This window comes from Bradyrhizobium sp. USDA 326 (assembly GCF_049739485.1).
Lineage (GTDB): Bacteria > Pseudomonadota > Alphaproteobacteria > Rhizobiales > Xanthobacteraceae > Bradyrhizobium.
In genome coordinates this window covers 59,437-76,250 of record NZ_JBMGQA010000001.1, presented here as the reverse complement: position 1 = coordinate 76,250, position 16,814 = coordinate 59,437, and the positions used below count along the sequence as shown (strand labels likewise).

12 protein-coding genes are annotated in these 16,814 nt (G+C 66.1%); 6 read left to right on the top strand and 6 right to left on the bottom strand.

From position 1 onward, the window contains the following. Positions 1–3 precede the first annotated feature (3 nt). Entirely contained in the window at positions 4–870 is an 867-nt protein-coding gene (locus tag ABIG06_RS00310; RefSeq protein ID WP_370140593.1) for an MlaD family protein, read from the top strand. 247 nt (positions 871–1,117) lie between these two features. Here ABIG06_RS00310 and ABIG06_RS00305 read toward each other — a convergent pair whose 3' ends face one another. Then, positions 1,118–6,889, bottom strand: coding sequence for a negative regulator of septation ring formation (locus ABIG06_RS00305; protein WP_370140592.1), 5,772 nt, complete (start codon positions 6,887–6,889; stop codon positions 1,118–1,120). Positions 6,890–7,315: 426 nt separating this feature from the next. Between ABIG06_RS00305 and ABIG06_RS00300 the strand changes: the two genes are divergently transcribed. Next, the gene (locus ABIG06_RS00300) at positions 7,316–7,660 is read left to right on the top strand and encodes an Hpt domain-containing protein (RefSeq protein ID WP_370140591.1); all 345 of its coding nucleotides are present in this window, start codon (positions 7,316–7,318) and stop codon (positions 7,658–7,660) included. Positions 7,661–7,826: 166 nt separating this feature from the next. After that, on the top strand, positions 7,827–8,147 hold the full coding sequence (locus ABIG06_RS00295) for a 2Fe-2S iron-sulfur cluster-binding protein (protein WP_008143731.1): 321 nt from the start codon (positions 7,827–7,829) through the stop codon (positions 8,145–8,147). 15 nt (positions 8,148–8,162) lie between these two features. On the opposite strand, the gene ABIG06_RS00290 is transcribed toward ABIG06_RS00295, so the two are convergent. Next, positions 8,163–8,630: an acyl-CoA thioesterase gene (locus ABIG06_RS00290; RefSeq protein ID WP_370140590.1), complete on the bottom strand. Its 468-nt coding sequence runs from the start codon at positions 8,628–8,630 to the stop codon at positions 8,163–8,165. A gap of 182 nt (positions 8,631–8,812) precedes the next feature. On the opposite strand from ABIG06_RS00290, the gene ABIG06_RS00285 reads away from it, so the two are divergent. From ABIG06_RS00285 to ABIG06_RS00275, 3 genes are all read left to right on the top strand, one after another. Then, positions 8,813–9,841, top strand: coding sequence for an NAD(P)/FAD-dependent oxidoreductase (locus ABIG06_RS00285; protein WP_124163746.1), 1,029 nt, complete (start codon positions 8,813–8,815; stop codon positions 9,839–9,841). A gap of 105 nt (positions 9,842–9,946) precedes the next feature. Next, complete coding sequence (locus tag ABIG06_RS00280; protein WP_370140588.1) at positions 9,947–10,540, top strand: DUF2147 domain-containing protein; 594 nt, start codon at positions 9,947–9,949, stop codon at positions 10,538–10,540. A 273-nt stretch (positions 10,541–10,813) separates the two neighbouring features. Next, positions 10,814–11,170, top strand: coding sequence for a hypothetical protein (locus ABIG06_RS00275; RefSeq protein WP_370140587.1), 357 nt, complete (start codon positions 10,814–10,816; stop codon positions 11,168–11,170). 111 nt (positions 11,171–11,281) lie between these two features. Here the strand turns inward: ABIG06_RS00275 and garD are convergent, their stop codons facing one another. The 4 genes from garD to kdgD all read right to left on the bottom strand — a co-directional run bounded on the left by garD (position 11,282) and on the right by kdgD (position 16,780). Continuing rightward, complete coding sequence (garD, locus tag ABIG06_RS00270; RefSeq protein ID WP_370140586.1) at positions 11,282–12,823, bottom strand: galactarate dehydratase; 1,542 nt, start codon at positions 12,821–12,823, stop codon at positions 11,282–11,284. A 115-nt stretch (positions 12,824–12,938) separates the two neighbouring features. Continuing rightward, positions 12,939–14,387: an aldehyde dehydrogenase family protein gene (locus tag ABIG06_RS00265; protein WP_370140585.1), complete on the bottom strand. Its 1,449-nt coding sequence runs from the start codon at positions 14,385–14,387 to the stop codon at positions 12,939–12,941. A gap of 78 nt (positions 14,388–14,465) precedes the next feature. After that, entirely contained in the window at positions 14,466–15,809 is a 1,344-nt protein-coding gene (gene gudD, locus ABIG06_RS00260) for a glucarate dehydratase (RefSeq protein WP_370140584.1), read from the bottom strand. Between the two features lie 26 nt (positions 15,810–15,835). Further along, positions 15,836–16,780, bottom strand: a complete 945-nt coding sequence (gene kdgD / locus ABIG06_RS00255) for a 5-dehydro-4-deoxyglucarate dehydratase (protein WP_124163741.1) — start codon at positions 16,778–16,780, stop codon at positions 15,836–15,838. Positions 16,781–16,814: the final 34 nt, after the last annotated feature.

Genomic DNA, 16,814 nt, shown 5'->3' with positions numbered 1-16,814 from the left:
CTGATGGAAACGCGGGCGAATTACGTATTGATCGGCTCGTTCACGCTGGCAGTGATCGCCGCGGCGATCGGCTTCGTGCTGTGGTTCCAGTCGCTGCACGCCACCAAGCAGCGCAGCCCTCTGCGCGTCGTGTTCGAGGGGCCGGCGGCGGGCCTGCGCAACGGCGGGAGCGTCAATTTCAACGGTATCAGGGTGGGCGAGGTGGTCTCGGTGAAGCTGGACAACCCGCGGCGGGTTGTCGCACTCGCCATGATCGAGAACAACGCACCGATCCGCAAGGACACTCTGGTCGGCCTCGAATTCCAGGGCCTCACCGGGGTCGCCGCAATCTCGCTCAAGGGCGGCGACGAGGCGGCGGCCCCGCCGCCGCTCGACCAGGACGGCATCCCGACGCTCACCGCCGATCCCAACAAGCTCCAGGACGTCACCGAGGCGATCCGCGCCACGCTGCAGAACGTCAACAGGATCGTCGCCGACAATCAGGAATCGGTGAAGAACTCGCTGAAGAACCTCGAGACCTTCACCAACTCGCTGGCGCGCAATTCCGAGAAGATCGACGCCATCATGGCCAAGGTCGACGGCGTGATGCTCAAGGCCGACAATCTCATGCTCGGCCTCAACACGCTGGCTGGCGGCAAGGATGGCGGCGAGCTGTTCCAGGCGGTAAAGTCGATCCGCGAACTCGCCGACGATTTCGACAAGCGCTCCGGCGCGCTGATGGCCGACGGCCGCCGCACCCTCGGCGACATCAGCCGCGCTGTGAACAATTTCGACCGCAACCCGACCCGCGTGCTGTTTGGCGCCAGCAACTCGTCGCAGCCCGCCCCGCCGCCCGAGCCGCCGAGACCGGCGGCAGCGCCGAGGCGGTAGGCGGCGAGTGAGTTCGTGTCCCGGACAAGCGGCAACGCATAAGCGTTGCCGCGCAGAGCCGGGATCATCCAGAAGGCAACACGGCACACGTTGAGAGATGGGCCCCGGCTCTGCAGCGCACCGCTGAAGAAAGCGCTGCGCCGCGTCCGGGGCACGAGAGCGCGGATGATGCACCCAAACAAAAACGGAGGCCGTGGGGCCTCCGTTTTCATTCGCTATTCGCTATCCGCCATTGGCGAGCTTCCGCTCACCCCAGCCGGCCCGCCGCATGCGCGAGCAGCGTGTACACCAGGCCCGTCTCCGAGATCAGGTGGCTGCGCAGCTCCTGCGGGCCGCGGCCGTCGCGGGCGACTTCGTCGAGCAGGCGTTCGAACTCGGCGACATAGCGGTCGACCGTGCCCTTGAAGTTGCGGTCGGCGCGGTACTTGCGGGCGACCTCGTCGAAGGCCTTCTGGCCGGCGGGCGTGTAGAGGCGCTTGGTGAAGGCCTTGTTCTCGCCGCGCTGGTAGCGGTCCCACATCTCGGCCGCGAGGTTGCGGTCCATCAGCCGGCCGATGTCGAGCGACAGCGATTCCAGCGGATTGGCGCCAGCCTGCGGCGCCGGGGGCTGCGGAGCGGGCGCAGGGCGGCCGCGCGGCGCCTCACGTCCGGTCGGAGCGCCCTGGTTGGCATCCGTCCGGTTGAGCAGATCCGACAGCCAGCCGTCACGGCCCTGGTCGCTCCCTGCGGGCGCGACCGGCGGGGCCTCGGTGCGGCGCGAGGGAGCCGGCATGCCGAGGTCCGGCGGCGGCAGCGTCGAGGCGCTGCCGGTGTCGCGCATGCGGGTCTCGGGAGCCCGGCCGCCGACGGCTGCCAGCACCGGCTCCTCCTGGCGCTGCACGCTGGCGCGGCCCGCCGTGGTGACATCGAGGCCGCGGCCATGCTGGGCCACGATGCGGTTGAGCTCGGCGAGGGCCTCGATCTGGTCGACGATCACCTTGCGCATCTGCGCCGTGCTCTCGGCAGCCTCCTGCGGCATCTCGAGCACGCCGCGGCGCAGCTCGTTGCGGGTGGCTTCGAGCTCGTTGTGCATCTCGAAGGCCATCTGCTTCATGCTGGAGACGAGATTGGTGAACTTCTCGGTCGACTGCTTGAACATCGCATCCGCCTCGTCGGTGGTCTGGCGGTAGATGTCGTGCATGGCCTCGATCGTCTGCCGGTGCTCCTCCTCGGACGCCGCGCGCACCGCCTCGAACTGGCGGGTAATCGCGGCCGAGCCTGCGCCGGCGGTCTCGGCGACGACGCGGGCGATGTCGCGGGCGCGCTCTTCGGCTGCGGCCAAAGATTCATCGAGCAGTCCGGTGAAGCGCGACAGCCGCTGATCGAGATCGGCCGTGCGCAGGTCGATCGTGGTGACGAGCGATTCCAGCGCCTGCTTGCGTTCGGCGAGCGAGGCGGTGGTGTTCTTGTTGCTCTGCTCGACGACCTGCGCGGCCTCGACCAGCGCCTGGCCGTGCTTGTCGAACTGGATCGACAGCTCGCCGAGATCCTGCAGCGCCTTGGTGGTCTTGCTGTTGAAGACGTTGAGCTGCTCTTCCAGGTTCTGCGTCGCATCGCCGTTGCGCGAGGTCACGTCGTTCATCGCCGAGACGAAGTCGGCGACGCGCGTCACCAGCGCCCGCTCGAGCGAGTTGAGGTTGTCGTGCGCACCGGTCAGCACCTCCTGGAGCAGGATGTTGCCTTCGCGCAGACGCTCGAACAGGGCCACCGTGTCGGTGCGCAGGATCTTGCTGGTCTCCTGCATCTCGGTGACGGCCGCGATCGAGACCTGGCGCGACTGGTCGATCGCGGAACGCGAGGCCTGCTCGAGGTCCTTGAGCGACTTGCCGACCGCGCTGGTGGCGATCTCGCTCGCCGCGTTGATGGTGCGGGCGACTTCCGAGCCGTTGCCCATCATGGTCTGCGAGAAGGCCTGGCCGCGCGTCTCGATCGACTTCAGCGCATCGGAGGTGACACGATCGATGTCGAGCGTGAGCTGGCTGGTCTTCGAGCCGATCGCATCGACCAGCGAACCGCGCTTGGCGTCGATCATGTTCGACAGGCGGTCGGCCTGCTGCTGCACATAGGTGACGATCTCGTCGGTCTTGCCGGTCATGGCCTGGCCGAAGCTGCTGCTGGCGGCGAGCACCGAGCGCTCGACGTCGGCCGAGCTCGACTTGACCCGCGAGCTCGCCTCGTTGGAGGCCGATATCAGCGCGTTCTGGGCGTTGAGCGCGCTGGTCTGGATGTCGTTGGTCGCGTTGGCGGCCGCCGCGCTCAGCGTCCGCTCGATCTCGGTGGAGATCGTGCGGATCTGGCTCGCGGCGTCGGCCGAGGTCGAGGTCAGCGAGATCTGCGCCTCACGCGCGCTGCTGAGGATGGTCGAGGCGGTGTCGGCGCCGACCGAGGTCAGCGTGCGCTCGATGTCCGTCGTCAGCGACTTGATCTGGCTCGCCGCATCGCTCGAGGCGGAGATCAGCGAGCCCTGGGCCTCGCGAACGCCGCTGGTGAGCGCCTCGATGGTGGCGCCGCCGGCGGTCGCCAGCGCGCGCTGCATCTCGGCCGCGAGCGAGCGGACCTGGCTGGTTTGTTCCGCGGAGACAGCAAGAAGAGTGCTCTGGGCGTCGCGGGCGCTGCTGGTGATCGTCTCGGCGGTCGACTGGCCGACCTGCGAGAGCGAACGATGCACTTCGGCCGCGAGCGACTTGACCTGGCTCGCCGCATCAGAGGATGCCGTGACCAGCATGTTCTGCGCCTCGCGAGCGCCGGAGGTGATGGTCTCGGCGGTCGAGGTGCCGGCCATCGCGAGCGAACGCTGCACATCGGCCGTGAGCGATTTGACCTGCGCGGCCGCATCCGAGGATGCCGTGACCAGCGTGCTCTGGGCCTCGCGGGCGCCGCTCATGATGGTCTCGGCCGTCGAGGTGCCCGCCATCGTGAGCGAGCGCTGCACGTCCGAGGACAGCGCCTTGATCTGGTTGGCGGTCTCGGTCGAAGCCGCGATCAGCGCACCCTGCGCATCGCGGGCGCCGGCGGTGATCGATTCCGCCGTGGTGGTGCCGGCCAGCGACAGCGAACGCTGCACGTCGGCGGCGAGCGTCTTGACCTGGTTGGCCGCGTCCGAGGAGGCGGTGACGAGAGTGGTCTGCACCTCGCGGGCGCCGGCCAGGATCGAGGCTGCGGTGGCAGCGCCTGCCGCCGACAGCGTGCGTTCGACGTCGGCCGCGAGCCCCTTGATCTGGTTGGAGGCATCGCCCGATGCCGCGACCAGCGTCGACTGCGCTTCGCGGGCGCTGGTCAGGATCGAGTTCGCCGCACCGGTGCCGACCGCGGTCAGCGCCTGCTCGACCTCGGCCGAGGTCATCTTGAGCTGGGCGTTGACGTCGGAGGAGACCGTCAGCAGCGACTGCTGAGCGGTGCGAGCGCCGGTCTGGATCGTCTCGCTGGTGTTGACGACGAGGTTGGTGAGCGAGCGCTCGGCGTCCTCGACATGCGAGCGGATCGCGGTCGAGATCATCTCGGCGCGGGACATCATGTCCTCGCTGGCCTGGCGTCCGCTGCTCTCGATGCGGCCGGCGACGGCCTCGACGCGCGAGCCGAGCAGGTCCTCGAACTGCGCCACGCGCACGTCGATGTCGCTTGCGACCGAGCCGACCCTGGTCTCGATGACCTGATGGATCTCCTGGAAGCGCGCCGTGACCGTGTCGGTCAGGTGCGTGCTGCGGCCGTCGATGATCTCGGTGACGCCGGTGATGCGGCGGTCGACCGCCTCGATCGCCTGCGCGGTGCCGTCCGTGAGCGTCGAGCTCAGCAGCGTCAGGCGCGTGTCGATCGACTGCACGGCCTGCGTCGCGCCGTTCGTCACGGCGGTGGTCAGGTAGGTGAGGCGGGAGTCGATGGATTCGAGCGCCTGCGTCGCGCCGCCGGTGAGCGTCGTGGTGAGGTGCGTCAGGCGGCTATCGATCGACTGGATCGCCTGGGACGCGCCATCGGTCAGCGACGTCGTGAGATAGTTGAGGCGGGAGTCGATCGAGTGGATCGCCTGCGCGGCGCCATCGGTCAGCGACATCGCCAGCGTGCTGATGCGTCCGTCGATGGTTTCGGTCATGGACTTCGCGCGGCTGTCGAACGACTGTTCGAGTGCGGCGACCCGGCCGACGAGCTGCTCGTCGAAGGTCCTGATGTGGCCTTCGATCGTGCCGTCGAGGCTGGTGATCTTGCCGTTCAGCGAGGCGTCGAGATTGCTGACGCGTTCCCCGACCGTGGTCTCGAATTGCACGAGGCGCTGGTCGAGCACCGCCGTGATCTCGCCGCCGTTCGCCGTGAAGCGAGTGTCGAAATTGTCGACATAGGTCTTCAGCGTCTCGGCGATGTCCTGCGTGCGCTGGCCCATGCGCTCGACGATCTCGCCGCCGAAGGTCTTCACGGTGCGGTCGAACTCGGAAATGTGACGCGTGATCAGCGCGCCGAGCGTGCCGGAGTCGCGGGCGAATTTCTCGACCAGCTCGGTGCCCTGGTTCTTCACCAGCTCGTCGAAGGCGCTCATCTGGAGCGACAGCGAATCGTGTGCGGTCTCGGTCTGGCTGACGACCTTGGCGACCAGCGTGTTGACGGTGGCGTCGAGCGCCTCGCTCGCCTTGTCGCCGCTCGTCATGATGTGGTTGGCGAGCCGGTTGCCGGCATCGTCGATCTTGGCCGAGAGGTCGTTGGAGCGCAGCTCGAGCTCGAGCAGCAGCGAGTCCGACGAATTCTTCAGGGAATCGTGCACCTGCTCGGTACGCTCGGAGATGCCGTCGACGATTGCGGCGGAGCGCTGCTCGAATTCGCCGGTGATGCGGTCGATGCGCTCGTTCAGCATCTCGTGGACGCGGTCGGCGAGGTCGACGAACTCGTCGTGGACGTGGCCGGTCTTGAAGTTGAGGCTGGTGGTCAGCCGCTCGCTGGCATCGAGCACCGCGCGTGTGGTCTCGTTGCTGGCTTCCTCGAGGCGGTCGAGCAGGTCGCCGCCGCGCTCACCGAGCGCCAGGATCATGTTGTCGCCGGCATTGCTCAGCGCCTGGGTGATGTGGGCGCCGCGCTCTTCGAGCGCGCCGGTGATCGACTTCGCAACCTCGTCGACCCGGGAGGCGATCGCGTCCGAGATCAGCGCGATGTCGTGGCGCAGATCGATCTGCACGCCGGAGATGGCGCTGCGGACCTGCTCGGCCTGGCCGACCAGATTGTCGCGCTGATGCGCGATGTCCTGGAGCAGGGCGCGGATGCGCACCTCGTTGTCGCTATAGGCGCGCTCCAGCGCGGCGACCTCGTTGGCGACCAGCGTCTCGAGCTCGCCGGCGCGCGCAATCGCGCGCTCGATGCCGTCGCCCATCGCCGCGACCTCGCGGCGGATGGCCTGGCCGACCGTGACCATGGAATCGGAGGCCGAGCCTTCGGGCTCTGAGAAGCGGATCGCGACCTGCGCCATCGCCTGCGCGATCATGCGCATTTCCTGGCCGCGCCAGACGAGGCTGGCGAGGAAGTAGAACAGCATGATCGGCGCGAACAACATCGCGACGAGACCGGCGATGACGAGCACGCCGCCGCTCTGGCCCATGGCGGCCTGGATCGAAGGCAGGAAGCCGACGGTCAGCGCGGCGCAGGCGGCGAGCCAGACGCCGGCGAAGATCGTGGCGAAGGTGTAGACGCTGCGGGCAGGGCGGCCCTTCTGAAGCGCCTGGAGCAGCTGGCCGATGGTCTCGCGGTCGTCATTGGCGGCGCGGCGCGAGGTGCGCGGCTCCTCGACCGTATCGAACACGGTTGCCCGCTCATTGGCGGCCGGTCGCGGCTCGAAGCTCGGCTCGTCGAAGATCGGCGGCGCGGGCGGCACCGGGGGCGCCGCTTCGTCGCGCATTGTGGCGTTGCGGCTGGTATCGGCAGCCGTGTCACTGATGTTCAGGGCTTCCTGGATCGCAGAAAGCGCAACTTCTGTGGGGTCTTTGACCTTTTTCGGAGTGTTCGCCATGTTCAGTCCGAGCCCTCGTTACTTGTGCGCGTCCCCCCGCGAGCCCTGCGCTCGGCGCAAGCCCACAGACCGGATCATGCCGCTTGCGCGGATCTCCGAGCCGTCCCCACCCGGACGGCTTGTCCGCCAATTTCCGCAACATCCTATTGGCAGAGCGTCGCGAATGAAATGCCTGCGATTAAGACAATCTTAATCATCGTTAACAGGATCGCGCCGTAACGCCTTAGCAATCAATGGAATTCTCCACCGAACTCGGCTGATTGCGTCAACTTTGCGTCAATAAACGGACGAATCTGCGTCAAACAGCCCAAACATTTCGTTAACTATTTTCATGCTTGGTTGAGAGGAACCTGACCGCCGGAACGGCGGTCGCCACGCGACGCCGGGGCCTGCGCGATGACGCCTGAACTGCAACGGATGGACTGGATGCCTTCGCCCCCGCTTGCACCTATCGACAGCCCGCTCGATCTCGATCACCTCTCCCGGATGACGCTCGGCGACACCGAACTGGAACAGGAAGTGCTGGCGATGTTCGGCGAGCAGGCCGGACGCCTGCTCGCGGCGATGGCTGCGAGGCCGGCCGAGGCCGGCGCGCTCGCACACAAGCTCAAGGGTTCGGCGCGCGGAATTGGCGCCTTTGCGGTTGCCGATGCCGCCGCCAGCCTGGAGAGTGCGATCCGGGCCGGCCATGGCCGGTCCCATGCCTTCGCCGCTCTGAAAGAGGCCGTGACCGAGGCCCGCGCCGCCATCGCGGCGATCCTGAAGCCGTAAGCCGATACGGTCGGAGCCGGGCCCCTAGTCGTTTGTTTTGACGCGTTTTCTTCCCGCAAAGCGGGATTCATTTCGCATCAAAACGCTATGGCGCCGGGCTAACCGACCCGTTATAGGACAGCCCGGACCCTCCTTCATTCCCAGCACCTCGGCAGCACGAGCACACATGGCCAAGATTCACTTTGTCGACCACAAGGGCGAAACCCGCACGGTAGAAATCGAGAACGGCGCAACCGTGATGGAAGCCGCGATCCGCAACAGCATTCCCGGTATCGAAGCGGAGTGCGGCGGTGCCTGCGCCTGCGCGACCTGCCATGTCTATGTCGACGAAGCCTGGCGCGAGAAGGTCGGCAGCCCGACGCCGATGGAAGAGGACATGCTGGACTTCGGCTTCGACGTGCGCCCGAACTCGCGCCTGTCCTGCCAGATCAAGGTTTCCGACGAGCTCGACGGTCTCGTGGTGGCTACGCCGGAACGCCAGGCCTGATCCTCTCTCGATATATCAAGTGCGCGGCGGCGCGACGTCGATGCCGCGCTTGTGCCAGGGTCTGAGCTTCTCGATCACCTCTGCGGTCAGCGGCGCGGGGCGCCGCGTGGCCTCGTCGAGCAGGACGCCGACCGACGTCGCTGACGCAATGCACTTCCCGTTCGAGAACACGACCTGTTCGAAGGTCACGGACGTCCGTCCAAGCTTCACCACGCCGAGGCCGAGCTCGAGCGCATTGGGCCAGTGCAGCTCGGCGCGAAAATGCATGTCGAGCCGGACCATGATCCAGGCGAGACCCGGCGGAGTCAGCCCGTATTCGGGAAGCTTCATCAGCGTGACACGGCCGGTCTCGAAATAGGTGGCGTAGACCGCGTTGTTGACGTGCTGGTTGGGATCGAGATCGCCGAAGCGAACGTTATCGCTGAGGCGGAAGGGATAGTCCTCCAGGCGTGGCGTCGTATCGAGGCGACTTGGTGCGTTCACCGGTTGATCTCCGTCATATCCTTGGTCGTTACAACCCAGTTATTCTGCGGCGGCAAGTGGGCGCGGCTGCGGGGCGCTCCTGCTTTTATGCCTTTCCTGATCCATCCCCGTTGGCTAGACAGGCAGGGTCACCTCTGCCCGCCGGGCGCCGTCCAACCGATAACGATAGATAAAGAGACGATATGAGCGACGCGATCAAAACCGATGTGCTGATCATTGGCGCCGGCCCCTGCGGTCTGTTCGCCGCCTTCGAGCTCGGCCTTCTCGACATGAAGACGCACTTCGTCGACATCCTCGACAAGGTCGGCGGACAGTGCGCCGAGCTCTATCCGGAAAAGCCGATCTACGACATTCCCGGCATTCCGCAGGTCTCCGGGCAGGGCCTCACCGACGCGCTGATGGAGCAGATCAAGCCGTTTCACCCGACCTTCCATCTCGGCGAGATGGTCGAGACCGTGGAGAAGATCGGCGATCCCGCCTTCCGCTGTACCACCGATACCGGCAAGGTGTTCGAATGCAAGGTGGTGGTGATCGCGGCCGGCGGCGGCTCGTTCCAGCCCAAGCGTCCGCCGGTGCCGGGCATCGAGGCCTATGAAGGCACGTCAGTCCACTACGCCGTGCGCAAGATGGAGACGTTCCGCGACAAGAACGTGCTGATCGTCGGCGGCGGCGACTCCGCGCTCGACTGGACGCTCAACCTGCATCCCTTGGCCAAGCGCATCACGCTGTTGCACCGACGGGACGAGTTTCGCGCCGCACCCCACAGCGTCGAGCAGATGCGCGCGCTGGTCGCTGGCGGCAAGATGGATCTGCGGCTCGGCCAGGTCACCGCGCTCTCCGGCGCTGACGGCAAGCTCACCGGTGCGACCGTCAAGGGCAATGACAACAGCGTGAGCGAAATCGCCTGCGATACCATGCTGCCGTTCTTCGGGCTGACCATGAAGCTCGGCCCGGTCGCGAACTGGGGCATTGCGCTGGAGAACAATCTGGTGCCGGTCGAGACATCCGCGTTCGAGACCAACGTGTCGGGCATCTTCGCCATCGGCGACATCAATACCTATCCCGGCAAGCTCAAGTTGATCCTGTGCGGCTTCCACGAGGGCGCACTGATGTCGCAAAAAGCCCATCGCTACGTCTATCCGGAGAAGCGGCTCGTGTTCCAGTACACGACTTCGTCCTCCAGCCTGCAAAAGAAGCTCGGTGTCAACTGAGGGAACGCAGTGGGGAGGCGATGCCCCATGTTTCTGGTGCTGGAACCGTTCGCGAAATCGCCGTAGTCTGCGGCCATTCCGGTTGTGGAATAGCAAGGTGATCTAATGCGAATTTGTTCCAGCTTTCGGCTGCTCTCCTTCCTCGCGCTGGCATTGTCGCTCGCGACGGTGAGCCCGTGTGCGGCGCAGACCACCGAGCCCACGGCGGCGGGCCTGTGGCAGAAGGTGGAAGACGGCAGGACGGTCGGATGGTTCCTCTTCATCGACCACAACGGCGTCTTCGAAGGCGTGATCGCCAAGACCTTTCCGCGGCCGACCGACGACCCGAACGAGGTCTGCAGCAAATGCACCGACGACCGCAAGAACGCCCGGGTGCTCGGCATCTCCTTCGTCCGCAACATGAAGCGCGAAGGATTGAAATACGAAGGCGGCAACGTGCTTAATCCGCGCGACGGTCAGATCTGGAAGGCCAACATGCGGATCAGCCCCGACGGCCAGACCCTGACGTTGCGCGGCTATCTCGGCATCGCGCTGCTCGGCAAGGACGAGACCTGGACGCGCCTGCCTGACGCCAACATCGCCCAGGTCGATCCCGCCATCGTCGCGAAGTATCTGCCTGCGCAAGCCGCCGCAGCGAAGCCGCCGGCGCCCGCGACGAAGAAGGGCGGCGGCATGATGGCGCCGGCACCGAAGCAGTAAGGCCCGCAAAGCACTGTGTTGCCTGATCGGCGGTAGCTTCGGGCCCGGTCATTCCCGCATGGGCAGACGGTCTGCGCGGCCACGTTCGCCGAAAGGCGAATGCGTGCCGAGCCTGCTCCAGTAGTTCCCCGGAATGCGTGCTGGCGCCGGATTTGCATAGCTGTCGGCAAAGCCGCTGGGGAGCGAGTCGCCGTCTCCATGCCTGTCGCGCGCGGTGCTGCGGGCAGACGGTGGCGTTTGCCTCGCGGCGATCACTTCGACCGCGGAGACGACATGAGACCTGCTATATCAGGTGCGGCCACGCTGCTGGGGCTGACGACGCTGCTGGCGGCTTCGGCGCTGGCGCGCGACGACGGCCGCTACGCCAACTCGCCGCTAAAACCCTGGTTCGAGAGTCTGCACAGCGAATTCGGGCAGTGCTGCTCGGATGCCGACGGCTACGTCATTGCCGACGTCGATTGGGAATCGGATCGCGGCCGCTACCGCGTGCGGATTGACGACGAATGGGTCCTGGTGCCGGACGGTGCGCTGATCACTGTGCCGAACAAGTTCGGCCGCACCATGGTCTGGAAGCACTATATCGACGGTCATCCGCGCGTGCGCTGCTTCATGCCGGGCAGCATGACCTAGACGCCATCAATCTTCGATGTCGTTCAGGGGCGGCGCGGCAGCGAGCGCGATGAGAGCGAAGATGACACTCTTCGCGGTTCTATTGCAGGATGGTTTCGTCGCTCGCCGCGCTCAGGTCACCGGCGCCGGATTGAACAGCGTCAGATCGTTGTGGATGCCCCAGCGGTCCGACCATGGCTTGGTGCGGCCGGAGGCGACGTCGAGGATCAGGCGAAACAGGTCCCAGCCGCATTCCTCGATGGTCTTCTCGCCAGTGGCAATGCTGCCGGCGTCGAAGTCGATCAGATCCTTCCAGCGCCGCGCGAGCTCGCTGCGGGTCGCGACCTTGATCACGGGCGCGGCCGCAAGACCGTATGGCGTGCCGCGGCCGGTGGTGAACACCTGCAGCGTCATGCCCGAGGCGAGCTGCAGCGTGCCGCAGATGAAGTCGGAGGCGGGGGTTGCCGCGAACAGCATGCCTTTCTGCGTCGCCTTCTCGCCGGGCGACAGCACGCCGGTGATGGCGGATGACCCGGACTTCACGATCGAGCCCAATGATTTCTCGACGATGTTGGCAAGGCCGCCCTTCTTGTTGCCGGGCGTGGTGTTGGCGCTGCGGTCGGCGCCGCCGCGAGCCAGATAGGAATCGTACCAGGCCATCTCGCGCACCAGCGCGCGGCCGACGTCCTCGTTGATGGCGCGGCGGGTGAGGAGCTGGATCGCGTCGCGCACTTCCGTCACTTCCGAGAACATCACGGTGGCGCCGGCACGCACCAGGAGGTCCGCGGCGAAGCCGACGGCGGGATTGGCGGTGACCCCGGAGAAGGCATCGCTGCCGCCGCATTGCAGCCCGATGACGAGATCGGACGCCGGGCAGGTCTCGCGCTTGCGGGTGTCGAGCACTTTTAGCCGGGCCTCGGCCTGGCTCATGATCGCATCGACGATGGCGCCGAACCCGTCGAAGACCTCGTCCTGCATGCGCACGATGGCATCGCCGACGCCCTCCGGCACCAGCCGTTCCGGCGCCAGCTTCTCGCAGCCGAGGCCGACAACCAAGATCTCGCCGCCGAAATTCGGATTGAGCGCGAGGTTCTGCAGGGTGCGGATCGGCACCACCGCGTCGGGCGCATTGATGGCGACACCGCAGCCATAAGCGTGGGTCAGCGGCACGACGTCGTCGACGTTCGGGTACTTCGGCAACAGCTCGGCGCGAATGCGCTTGACCGCATATTCCATCGTGCCCTTGACGCATTGCACGGAGGAGGAGATGCCGAGAATGTTCTTGGTGCCGACCGAACCGTCGGGATTGCGGTAGCCTTCGAAGGTGAAGCCTTCGAGCGGCGGCAGCGGGGCGGGGACGGCGGTGGAGATCTCGAGCTTGTCGAGGGCGGGGGCCTCCGGCATGCGGATGCGCGCCTCGTCCACCCATTCGCCGGCCTCGATCGGCGACAGCGCATAGCCGATGATCTCGCCATAACGGATGATCGGTTCACCTTCCGCGATGTCGACCAGCGCGGTCTTGTGCCCCTGCGGCACGAAGTGTCGCAGCGTCAGGCCGCTGGCGAAGCGCGAGCCGGCGGGAAGCCCGAAATCATTGACCACGATCGCGACATTGTCGCGCTCGTTGAGCTTGATGTAGCGGGGCTGCTCTGTCGCCGCGACGTCCTGGTCCATGATGGACTCCGGATTTATAGGGTGGGTTAGCGCAGCGTAACCCACCAATGTCTGTGTCCGCGGAAGCAGAAGAGGCGGGTTACGCTGCGCTAACCCACCCTACGATATCGGCCTATCAGCCAGGGAAGGTGTAAGCCGTCTTCACCGTCGTGTAGAACTCGCGGGCATAGGAGCCCTGCTCGCGGGCGCCGTAGCTCGAGCCCTTGCGGCCGCCGAACGGCACGTGATAGTCGACGCCGGCGGTCGGCAGATTGACCATCACCATGCCCGACTCGCTGTTGCGCTTGTAGTGCGAGGCGTATTTCAGGCTGGTGGTGCAGATGCCGGAGGCAAGGCCGAACTCGGTGTCGTTGGAGATCGCGAGCGCCTCCTCGTAGTTCTTGGCGCGGATGACGGCGGCGACCGGGCCAAAAATCTCCTCGCGCGCGATGCGCATGTTGTTGTTGGCTTCGGTGAACAGCGCCGGTTGGAGATAATGACCGGGATTGTCGCGCTTGAGCAGCTCGCCGCCGAAAGCGAGCTTGGCGCCCTCGTCCTGGCCGATCTTGATGTAGCGCAGGTCCTGGTCGAGCTGGCTCTGGTCGACCACCGGGCCGATATGCACGCCGGCCTTGAGCGCGTCGTCCACCGACAGGCCCTTCAGCCGCTCGGCCATCGCCGCGACGAAGCGGTCATGGATGCCTTCGGTGACGATCAGGCGCGAGGAGGCGGTGCAGCGCTGGCCGGTGGAGAAATAGGCGCCGTTGACGGCGACCTCGACGGCGGTCTTGAGGTCGGCGTCGTCGAGCACGACCAGCGGATTCTTGCCGCCCATCTCGAGCTGGAATTTCTTCATGGGGTTCGACAGCACGCAGGCCTGCGCGATCTTTCGGCCCGTTTGCACCGAGCCGGTGAAGGAGATCGCGGCGACATCGGGATGCTCGAGCAGCGTCTGGCCGACCACGGAGCCGGAGCCGACCACGAGGTTGAACACCCCGGCGGGAATGCCGGAACGGGTGATGATCTCGGCGAGCGCATGTCCAGAGCCAGGCACCAACTCGGCCGGCTTGAACACGACGGTATTGCCATAGCACAGCGCCGGGGCGATCTTCCAGGCCGGGATCGCGATCGGGAAATTCCAAGGCGTGATCATGCCGACGACGCCGACCGGCTCACGCGTGAGCTCGACATCGAGGCCGGGGCGGACGGAGGCGCCCTTCTCGCCGATCAGGCGCAGCGCTTCACCGGCGAAGAACGCGAAGATTTGGCCGGCGCGCGCGACCTCGCCGATGCCTTCCGGCAGGGTCTTGCCTTCCTCCCGCGCGAGCAGGCGGCCGAGCTCTTCCTTGCGGGAGAGGATCTCGGCGGAGATCTTGTTCAGCGCGTCATAGCGCTCCTGCGGCGTCGAGCGCGCCCAGGCGGGGAAGGCGGCCTTTGCAGCGGCGATCGCCTTCTCGGTCTGCGCCTTGTCGGCCTTGGCGTATTCGCCGACGAGGTCGTTGGTGTTGGAAGGATTGATGTTCCTGGTGACGCCGGAGCCGTCGACCCATTCGCCGCCGATGAAGTTCTTCAGGATCGCTGTCATCTTTTTTCCTCCCTGTTCAAGGGCATGATCCCATCGGAAAACCGGTGTCCACTTTTGCCGGTTCATTCCCGAAGTTTTTTAACGCACGAGGCACGGACGCTTGTCGTCGAAGGTCCAGCCGGGGATCAGGTCCTGCATGGCCATAGCGTCATTCCGTGCGCCAAGTCCATGCTTCTTGTAAAGCTCGTGCGCGGCCTCGATGGCCGCGCGGTCGATGTCGATGCCGAGGCCGGGGCGATCGGGCACTGCGATCTTGCCGCCCCTGATCCGGAGCGGCTCCTTCGTCAACGCCTGGCCATCCTGCCAGATCCAGTGGGTGTCGATCGCGGTCACCTTGCCGGGGGCGGCGGCGCCGACATGAGTGAACATGGCGAGCGAGATGTCAAAGTGGTTGTTGGAGTGCGAGCCCCAGGTCAGGCCGTTGTCACGGCAGGTCTGGGCCACGCGCACCGAGCCTTGCATGGTCCAGAAATGGGGATCGGCCAGCGGGATGTCCACCGACCCCAAGCGCAACGCGTGGGAGAGTTGCCGCCAGTCTGTGGCGATCATGTTGGTTGCGGTCGGCAGGCCGGTGGCGCGGCGAAACTCGGCCATGATCTCGCGGCCCGAGAAGCCGGCCTCGGCGCCGCAGGGGTCCTCGGCATAGGCGAGGACGCCGTGCATGCCCCTGCAGAGCCTGACGGCCTCGTCGAGCGACCAGGCGCCGTTAGGGTCGAGCGTGACGCGCGCGCCGGGGAAGCGTTTTGCGATGGCGGTGACGGCCTCGATCTCCTGCTCGCCGCGGAGCACACCGCCCTTCAGCTTGAAGTCGGCGAAGCCGTAATGGTCGTGGGTGGCCTCCGCGAGCCGCACCACGGCCTCGGGCGTCATCGCCTCCTGATGGCGGAGGTTGAACCATTCCGCCTTGCCGGTCTCGCCGGTGACGTAGTCGAGCTTCGACTTGCGCCGGTCGCCGACGAAGAAGAGATAGCCGAGAGTCTCGACGCTCTTGCGCTGCTGGCCTTCGCCGAGCAGCGCCGCAACGGGAAGATCGAGATGCTGGCCGAGCAGATCGAGCAACGCGGATTCGATCGCCGTGACCGCGTGGATCATGACGCGGAGGTCGAACGTCTGCTTGCCGCGGCCGTCGGCGTCGCGGTCGGCGAAGGCGGTGCGGACGTCGGCGAGGATGTTGTTCATCGCGCCGACGGCCTTGCCGACGACGAGATCGCGGGCGTCGTGCAGCGTCTGCCAGATCTTCTGCCCGCCCGGCACCTCGCCGACGCCGGTGTGACCGGCATTGTCGGTGAGGATGACGATGTTGCGAGTGAAGAACGGCGCATGCGCGCCGCTCAAATTGAGGAGCATGCTGTCGCGGCCCGCGACCGGGATCACCTGCATCGCGGTGACAACAGGTGCGCCAGAAATCTCGGTCCGGGCCATTGCACGCTCCTCCCTGTTGTCGACTGCTATTCTGCAGCCTGTTGTGACGATCGTGCGGCGGGCAGCTTCTTCACCAGCGTGGTCAGCTCCGCGATCTCCGGTTCGGTGAGATCGGTCAGCGGCGGCCGGACCGGGCCGGAATCGCGGCCGATCACCTTCATGCCGGCCTTGATGATCGAAACCGCATAGCCCTTCTTGCGGTTGCGGATCGCGATCAGCGGCAGGATGAAGTTCTTCAGGCCGGCTTGGATCGTCTCATGGTCGCGCTTGCGCACGGCGGCGTAGAAGTTGGTGGCGAACTCCGGAACGAAGTTGAACACCGCCGAGGAATAGGTCGTCACGCCCATGTCGAGATAGGGCAGCGCGAACGTCTCCGCGGTCGGCAGGCCGCCGATATAGGTGAGGCGGTCGCCGAGCCTGGTGTAGACGCGGGTCATCAGCTCGATGTCGCCGATGCCGTCCTTGTAGCCGACGAGGTTCGGGCAGCGCTCGGCGAGACGCGCCAGCGTGTCGGGCTGGAGAATGGCGTTGTCGCGGTTGTAGACGATGACGCCGATCTTCACGGCGGCACAGACTGCCTCGACATGGGCGGCGAGGCCGTCCTGCTCGGAATGGGTGAGATAGGGCGGCAGCAGCAAGAGGCCGTCGGCGCCGGCCTTCTCGGCACCAACCGCGATCTCGCGCGCGATTGCGGTGCCGTAGCCGGTGCCGGCAAGCACGGGCACGCGGCCCTTGGTCTCCTCGACGGCGACCTTGACGATCTGCGGAACCTCTGATGGCGTCAGTGAGAAGAACTCGCCGGTGCCGCCGGCGGCGAACAGGCCGGCAACGTCGTAGCCGCACAGCCAGTCCATGTTGGCGCGGTAGATCGCCTCGTCGAAGGAGTAGTCAGCCCTGAACGGCGTGACGGGGAAAGACAGGAGGCCGGATCCGATCGTTCGGGCCATTTCCTGCGGGGTCATCTTGCTCACGGGCGCTGCTCCCTTCGTGCGTGCTGCGGAGGAC